Annotated in this window: 8 protein-coding genes and 1 pseudogene; 8 read left to right on the plus strand and 1 reads right to left on the minus strand. The window is 72.9% G+C overall.

Annotated elements, in window-relative coordinates; translation table 11 throughout:
* Positions 1-132: 132 nt before the first annotated feature.
* Positions 133-324 (minus strand): 50S ribosomal protein L28, encoded by a 192-nt coding sequence (gene rpmB / locus ABZS66_RS59270; RefSeq protein ID WP_190249618.1) that lies wholly within the window; start codon positions 322-324, stop codon positions 133-135.
* 194 nt (positions 325-518) lie between these two features.
* Here rpmB and ABZS66_RS59275 point away from each other — a divergent pair, with 194 nt between their 5' ends.
* The 8 genes and pseudogenes from ABZS66_RS59275 to ABZS66_RS59310 form a co-directional block, all read left to right on the plus strand.
* On the plus strand, positions 519-2,159 hold the full coding sequence (locus ABZS66_RS59275; protein ID WP_354773432.1) for a DAK2 domain-containing protein: 1,641 nt from the start codon (positions 519-521) through the stop codon (positions 2,157-2,159).
* 4 nt (positions 2,160-2,163) lie between these two features.
* Positions 2,164-4,359, plus strand: a complete 2,196-nt coding sequence (gene recG, locus ABZS66_RS59280; RefSeq protein WP_354773434.1) for an ATP-dependent DNA helicase RecG — start codon at positions 2,164-2,166, stop codon at positions 4,357-4,359.
* Positions 4,359-4,925, plus strand: a complete 567-nt coding sequence (rsmD, locus tag ABZS66_RS59285) for a 16S rRNA (guanine(966)-N(2))-methyltransferase RsmD (protein ID WP_354773436.1) — start codon at positions 4,359-4,361, stop codon at positions 4,923-4,925. Before recG ends, rsmD begins: the two co-directional genes overlap by 1 nt.
* A 58-nt stretch (positions 4,926-4,983) precedes the next feature.
* Complete coding sequence (coaD, locus tag ABZS66_RS59290; RefSeq protein WP_354773438.1) at positions 4,984-5,481, plus strand: pantetheine-phosphate adenylyltransferase; 498 nt, start codon at positions 4,984-4,986, stop codon at positions 5,479-5,481.
* A 90-nt stretch (positions 5,482-5,571) separates the two neighbouring features.
* Positions 5,572-6,072 carry a hypothetical protein gene (locus ABZS66_RS59295; RefSeq protein WP_238012990.1) on the plus strand — a complete coding sequence of 167 codons (501 nt, stop codon included), beginning with the start codon at positions 5,572-5,574 and terminating at the stop codon, positions 6,070-6,072.
* 99 nt (positions 6,073-6,171) lie between these two features.
* On the plus strand, positions 6,172-6,735 hold the full coding sequence (locus tag ABZS66_RS59300; RefSeq protein ID WP_354773440.1) for a YceD family protein: 564 nt from the start codon (positions 6,172-6,174) through the stop codon (positions 6,733-6,735).
* 5 nt (positions 6,736-6,740) lie between these two features.
* Positions 6,741-6,914, plus strand: coding sequence for a 50S ribosomal protein L32 (gene rpmF, locus ABZS66_RS59305; RefSeq protein WP_223101792.1), 174 nt, complete (start codon positions 6,741-6,743; stop codon positions 6,912-6,914).
* A 13-nt stretch (positions 6,915-6,927) separates the two neighbouring features.
* Positions 6,928-7,095: pseudogene (locus tag ABZS66_RS59310) on the plus strand (phosphate acyltransferase PlsX); the annotation flags it as partial.
* Between the last annotated feature and the right edge of the window lie 131 nt (positions 7,096-7,226).

Consider the following 7,226-nt stretch of genomic DNA (forward strand, 5'->3'; position numbering starts at 1 on the left):
GCGGTACCGGTCGTGCAGCGCGGTCGTCTCGGTGTGCCACGAGAAGACCGCCCGGGGCTCCACGAGACCTGAACCAGGGCACGGCAAAAGGCCCCGCGAGCCACTCGCGGGGCCTCGTCGCGCTCGGCGGGATCAGCCGCGGACGACCTTGCCGGCCTTCAGGCAGGAGGTGCAGACCTGCACCTTCCGCGTGGTGCCGCCACCGGCCGGGGTGCGCACCGTCTGAATGTTCGGGTTCCAACGGCGGTTGGTCCGCCGGTGCGAGTGGGACACGTTGTGGCCGAAGCCCGGTCCCTTGCCGCAGACGTCGCACACGCTAGCCACGGGGATCTCCTGGGATTTGATTGCGTCTCGGGTCGGAACCCTCGCCGCGCCGCGGAGCGGATTCCAAGTGCTATCGGCCGGACACCCGGCAGACAACCTCGCAAGGTTACCTGATGACGGCCCGCCACACCCAATCGGCCCGGTCGGGGCGGCTTCGGTGGGAACTGTCGGTGGTCGCCGTTAGGCTCTGGCGCGTGCCCGACAGTGTGGACGCCGCTGCCGTCCGCCGGTGGTGTGCCACCGGCCTCGGTGCCCTGCGCCGGCACGAGGCCGAGATCAACGCACTCAATGTCTATCCGGTGCCCGACGGCGACACCGGCACCAACATGATGCTGACCCTGGCCGCGGCGGTCGAGGCCGCCGACGCGGCGGGGGACCTCGCCGGGGACGAGCCGCTCGGAGCGGTGCTGCGGCGGGTGGCCCGCGGCGCGCTCCTCGGCGCCCGGGGCAATTCGGGCATCATCCTGGCGCAGGTCTTCAAGGGGCTGGCCGAGTCGCTCGACGGCGTCGCGCCGGTCGACGGCGCCGCGCTGGCGCGGGCGCTGGACCACGCGGCCAGGAAGGCCTACGAGGCGGTGGCCGCCCCGGTCGAGGGCACCGTCCTGACCGTGGGGGTCGCGGCTGCCCGGGCCGCGCTGACCGCCGCCGAGAGCGTCTACGGGGCCGAGCGACCGGACGGAAGGGTCGGCGGCGGGGTCCGGGCCGTCGCCCGGGCCGCCGCGCACGGGGCCCGCATCGCGCTCGCGCGCACGCCCGAGCAGCTGCCGGCGCTCGCCCGGGCGGGTGTGGTCGACGCGGGCGGGCGCGGGTTCGTCGTGCTGCTCGACGCGCTGGTCGAGACCGTCACCGGGGAGCGCATGCCGGACGACGAGTTCGCCCCGGCCCGCGGGGTCCGCGGCGCCAGCGGCGAGATGGAGCGCGAGGCGGGGTCCGACGAGTTCGCCTACGAGGTGCAGTATCTGCTGGAGGCGCCGGCCGAGGCGGTGCGCGAGCTGAAACACCGGCTCATGCCGCTCGGAGACTCGCTCGTGGTCGTCGGCGACGACCGCACCTGGCACGTCCACGTCCACGTCAACGACATCGGGGCGGCCATCGAGGCCGGCGTCGAGGCGGGGCGGCCCAGCCGGATCGCGGTGACGCGCTTCGCCGACCAGGTGCGGGTGCGCCAGCAGGAGCTCGTGCAGGGGCCGCGCGGGGTCGTCGTGGTGTGCAGCGGGGCCGGGCTGGGGGAGCTGATGGCCGGCGAGGGGGCGACCGTCGTCGGCGGCACGCCGTCGACCGGGGAGCTGCTCGTCGCGATCCGGCGCGCCGGCACGGAGCGTGTGGTCGTGCTGCCCAACGACCCCAACGTGCTGGCGGTGGCGACGGCCGCGGCCGCGGAGGCGCGGGCCGAAGGGATCCGGGCCGGGGTCGTGCCGACCCGCTCGCCGGTCCAGGCGCTCGCCGCCCTGGCGGTACGAGATCCGCAGCGGCGGTTCGAGGACGATGTCATCGCCATGGCCGAGGCTGCGGCCCGGTGCCGGTCGGCCGAGCTGACCGTGGCCAGCCGCGAGGCGCTCACCGTCGCCGGGCGATGCCAGCCGGGCGACGTGCTGGCCATCGTCGACGGCGAGGTCAACCTCATCGGCGACGATCTGCCGGGCACCGGGCAGCGGCTGCTCGACCGGATGCTGTCGGGCGGCGGCGAGCTGGTCACGCTCATCGCCGGGCAGGACGCGCCCGACGGGCTGGCCGACGCGCTGCGCGAGCACGTCGCCGCGGCGTGGCCGTTCGTCGAGGTGCAGTGCTACGAGGGCGGCCAGCCGCACTACCCGCTGCTGGTGGGAGTGGAGTGAACCGTTGACCGAGATCGACCTGTCCACGCCGTTGCAGAAGGTAGTCGGGGGCGCCGGCGCCAAGCTGCTCGGCGAGAGCCTCGGCCTGCACACGGTCGGCGACCTCGTCTACCACTTCCCCCGCCGCTACGAGGAGCGCGGCGAGCACACCGACATCCGGTCGCTGGAGATCGACACCGACGTGACCGTGTTCGGCCAGGTCAAGCGGGTCAACGCGCGGCAGTTCACGCAGCAGCGCGGCGCCACCCGGGGCAAGCGCGGCTCGCTGGTCGAGGCGGTGATCGGCGACGACAGCGGCGGTGAGATCAGCGTCACGTTCTTCAACCAGCCCTGGCGGGAGAACCAGCTGCGGCCGGGCCGGTGGGGGCTGTTCTCCGGCAAGGTCGGCCGGTTCAACCAGAAGCTCCAGCTCAACCAGCCCGACTACGTGCTGCTCGACGCCGGCGAGGGCGAGGAGGCGGTCGAGGAGTTCGCCGGGGCGATCATCCCGGTGTATCCGGCCTCGGCCAAGGTCCCGACCTGGCGGATCGCCGCCGCCGTGCGGACCGTGCTCGACGTGCTGCCGCCGACGCCCGACCCGGTCCCGGCGACGATCCGGGCCCAGCGCAACCTGTCGGCGCTCGACAAGGCCCTGCGCGAGATCCACCGGCCCGAGTCGCAGCCGTCGCTGGCCACGGCGAAGCGGCGGCTGAAGTGGGACGAGGCGTTCGCCCTCCAGCTGACCCTGGTCCAGCGCAAGAAGCGGGCCGAGGACTGGCCGGCCGAGCCCCGGCCGCGCCGGGCCGACGGGCTGCTGGCGGCGTTCGACGCGGGCCTGCCGTATGAGCTGACCAGGGGCCAGCGCGACGTGGGCGACGAGATCGCCGCCGACCTGTCCCGGGCCCACCCCATGCACCGCCTGCTCCAGGGCGAGGTCGGCTCCGGCAAGACCCTCTGCGCGCTGCGCGCGATGCTCCAGGTCGTCGACGCCGGCGGCCAGGCCGCGATGCTCGCCCCGACCGAGGTGCTGGCCGCCCAGCACCACCGCAACGTGGCCGACCTGCTCGGCGCCATGGCCCGGGCCGGCGAGCTCGACGCGGCGGACCAGGCCACCCGGGTCGCGCTGCTCACCGGCTCGCTGGGCGCGGCCGCCCGCCGCAAGGTGCACGAGGAGCTGCGCAGCGGCGCCGCCGGGATCGTGGTCGGCACCCACGCCCTGCTCTACGAGGGGGTCGACTTCGCCGACCTCGGGCTGATCGTGGTCGACGAGCAGCACCGCTTCGGCGTCGAGCAGCGCGACGCCCTGCGGGCCAAGGCCGACCAGCCGCCCCACGTCCTGGTGATGACCGCCACACCGATCCCGCGGACCGTCGCCATGACCGTCTTCGGCGACCTGGAGACGTCGGTGCTGAGCCAGCTGCCCAAGGGTCGCTCACCGATCGCCTCCCACGTGGTGCCCGTCTCCGAGAAGCCGGCCTTCCTCGACCGGGCCTGGCGCCGCCTGCGCGAGGAGGTCGCCAAGGGGCACCAGGCCTACGTGGTGTGCCCGCGCATCGGCGACGCCAAGTCCGAGGGCGAGGACGCGGCCGTGGGCGACGACGGCCGGCGGCCCCCGCTGGCGGTGCTCGACGTGGCGCCCGAGCTGGAGGACGGGCCGCTGCACGGGCTGCGGATCGGCATCCTGCACGGCCGGCTGCCGGCCGACGAGAAGGACGCGGTGATGCGCTCGTTCGCGGCCGGCGACCTCGACGTGCTGGTCGCGACCACGGTCATCGAGGTGGGCGTCGACGTCCCCAACTCGACCATGATGGTGATCATGGATGCGGACCGGTTCGGCGTCTCCCAGCTGCACCAGCTGCGCGGGCGGGTCGGCCGGGGCAGCGCGCCCGGGCTGTGCCTGCTCGTCACCGACGCCGGCGAGGGCACCCCGGCCCGGGCCCGGCTCGACGCCGTGGCCTCGACGACCGACGGGTTCAAGCTGGCCGAGCTCGACCTGGAGCAGCGGCGCGAGGGCGACGTGCTCGGCGCGGCCCAGTCCGGCCACCGCTCCCACCTGCGCCTGCTGTCGCTCCAGCGCGACGCCGACCTGATCGGCGAGGCGCGGGCCCAGGCGATCGAGCTGATCGACGAGGATCCGGAGCTGGAGCGGCACCCCGGCCTTGCCGCCACGATCGCGCGGCTCGTCGACGAGGAGCGCGCCGAGTTCCTGGAGAAGGGCTGATGACGCGCATCGTCGCCGGCACGCTCGGCGGGCGCCGGCTCACCGTGCCGGCCGGCCAGGGCACCCGCCCCACCTCCGACCGGGTGCGCGAGGCCCTGTTCAGCACCCTCGACCACGTCGCCGACCTCGACGGCGCCCGCTTCGCCGACCTCTACGCCGGCTCGGGCGCGGTCGGGCTGGAGGCGTGCTCGCGCGGCGCCGTCCACGTCCTGCTGGCCGAGGCCGACGCCAAGGCGGCCCGGATCGCGCGGTCCAACATCGCGGCACTCGGCGTGGGGGACCGGGTCCGGCTGGTCGCCGACAAGGTCGAGCGGCTGCTGGCCGGCACCCCCGACCAGCCCTACGACGTGGTGTTCCTCGACCCGCCCTACGCGGTGGCCGACGAGCGGGTCCACGAGGTGCTGCGGGCGCTGGTCGAGCGATGGCTCGCCGGCGACGCCGTGGTGGTCGTCGAGCGGTCCAGCCGCGGCGTCCCGATGGCCTGGCCGGAGGGCCTGCGGGAGCACGCCGAGCGGCGGTACGGCGAGACGACGCTGTGGTATGCCCGACGCGACCCGGATGGCTGACGCAAACCTTTAGAGAGCCTTTGGTACGGTCCCCGCTCATGAGGCTTGGGCTGGTGCAATGAGGCGCGCGGTCTGTCCGGGTTCGTTCGACCCGGTCACGAACGGGCACCTTGACATCGTCGGACGGGCATCGAAGATGTTCGACGAGGTTGTCGTCGCGGTGCTGATCAACCAGAGCAAGGCGGGGCTCTTCACCGTCGACGAGCGGCTGGAGATGCTCGCCGAGGTGGTCGCCCCGTATCCGAACGTCCGGGTCGACGCGTTCCAGGGCCTGCTGGTCGAGTTCTGCCACGCCAACGAGATCGGCGCGATCGTCAAGGGCGTGCGGGTGGCCAGCGACTTCGACTACGAGCTGCAGATGGCCCAGATGAACCTGGGGCTCGGCGGCATCGAGACGCTGTTCATGCCGACCAACCCGAAGTTCTCGTTCGTCTCGTCGAGCCTGATCAAAGAGGTCGCCAAGTGGGGCGGCGACATTTCGCCGCATGTACCCGATCTGGTGGCGAATCGCCTGCGTGAACGGTTCGCCTCGGCCGGCCAACCGTCACGAAACTGAGGCTCAAAACCCGAGTGGCGATAAAGCGGCACCGAGGATCGGGCCGCATCATGGTTACGTCGTTCGACGTTGGGACAGGAGTGACCGCAGGTGGATCCGCTCGAGACAATCGACCAGATCATCACGCTGGTTGAGCAGGCCCGGTCGGCACCGATGTCGCGCAGCAACTTCGTGTTCGACCGGGCCGAGATGATCAACCTGCTCGACCAGCTGCGCGCCGACCTGCCGGGGGAACTGCGGCGGGCCACGGCTCTGCTCGACGAGCGGGACAAGATCGTCGACGCCGGGCGGCGCGAGGCCGAGCGGATCATCTCGGAGGCCGAGTCCGAGCACACCCGGCTCGTGTCGATCAACGAGATCGTCGTCTCGGCCGAGCACGAGGCGTCGCGGATGATCAACGAGGCCCGCGCCGAGACCCAGCGGCTGCGCGACGAGGTCGACGACTACGTCGACACGGCGCTGGCCAACTTCGAGCAGTTCCTCACCCGGTCGCTCGCCTCGATCGAGCGCGGGCGGGACAAGATGCACGCGCTGCGGGAGATCGGCTCGTTCACCCCGTCCGGCGAGGATGACCGACCACTGCCGTTCTAGGGCCCGGGGAAAAGCGCGCTAAGGTAGGGGCGATTCGACGGAAGATCTGCCGCTCAGGTAGCCTAGTCCGTCGGCCCTGCCTGGCCGGAGTCTGGAAAGATGCCACACCAACCGCACCCGCACCTGGATCCCCGGTCGCCGCTGGTCCTCGAGACGAGAGACCTCCCACGCCGACCGGGCGCTCTGCATGCGGTCTCCCGGAAGGTGCCGGCGCCCAAAGACCTCGGTCTGGAGCTGATCGGCGTGCCCCAGGGCGCCGAGCTCGACCTCCAGCTGCGCATGGAGTCGGTGTCCGAAGGCGTGCTCGTCTCCGGCACCGTCACCGGCCCGCTGGTGGGGGAGTGCGGACGCTGCCTACGTCCGATCAGTGACACGCTGGACGTCACGATCCAAGAGTTCTATGCCTATGAGCACAGCACGACGGACGAGACGACCGACGAGGACGAGGTCGGTCGGCTGCAGGGCGATCTGATCGACCTGGAGCCGGCACTGCGGGACACGGTGGTGCTCTCCCTGGCCGCCAACCCCGTGTGCCGCGAAGACTGCCCAGGGCTGTGCCCCGACTGCGGGGTGCCGCTCGACGAGCTGCCCGAGGGCCACACGCACGAGCAGCTCGACCCGCGCTGGGCCGCCCTGTCCCAGATCAAGACGTCAGAGGAGTAAGACCCGTGGCCGTTCCCAAGCGGAAGATGTCGCGCAGCAACACCCGGGCCCGCCGGAGCCAGTGGAAGGCCGTCGCGGTCTCCACGCAGCCGTGCCCGCAGTGCCGCTCGCCGAAGCTGCCCCACGCTGCCTGCTCGGTCTGCGGCACGTACAACGGCCGCCAGGTCATCGAGGTCTGACCGCCGGATCCGAGTGACGCGATCCGATCGATCGCCGCACGGCGTCGCGCGGATCGCCGTCGACCTCCTCGGCGGGGATGGGGCTCCCGCCGTCGTGGTTGACGGCGCTCTGCGTGCATGCAGCGCCGATCCAGACCTCCACCTCGTCCTCGTCGGGCCGCAGGCCGCGGCCGACGAGGTCATCGGCGCGGGGGCCGGGGCCCCCCCCGCGCCCCGCGGCGGCAACTGGGTGGAGACGCCCCAGGGCATTGGCCCCCGCCCCCGCGGCCCAAAACCCCGCGCGGCGACCCTCACCCCCGCCCCCCCGGCGCG

Origin of the sequence: Dactylosporangium sp. NPDC005572 (assembly GCF_040605515.1) — a bacterium.
Taxonomy (GTDB): Bacteria; Actinomycetota; Actinomycetes; order Mycobacteriales; family Micromonosporaceae; genus Dactylosporangium.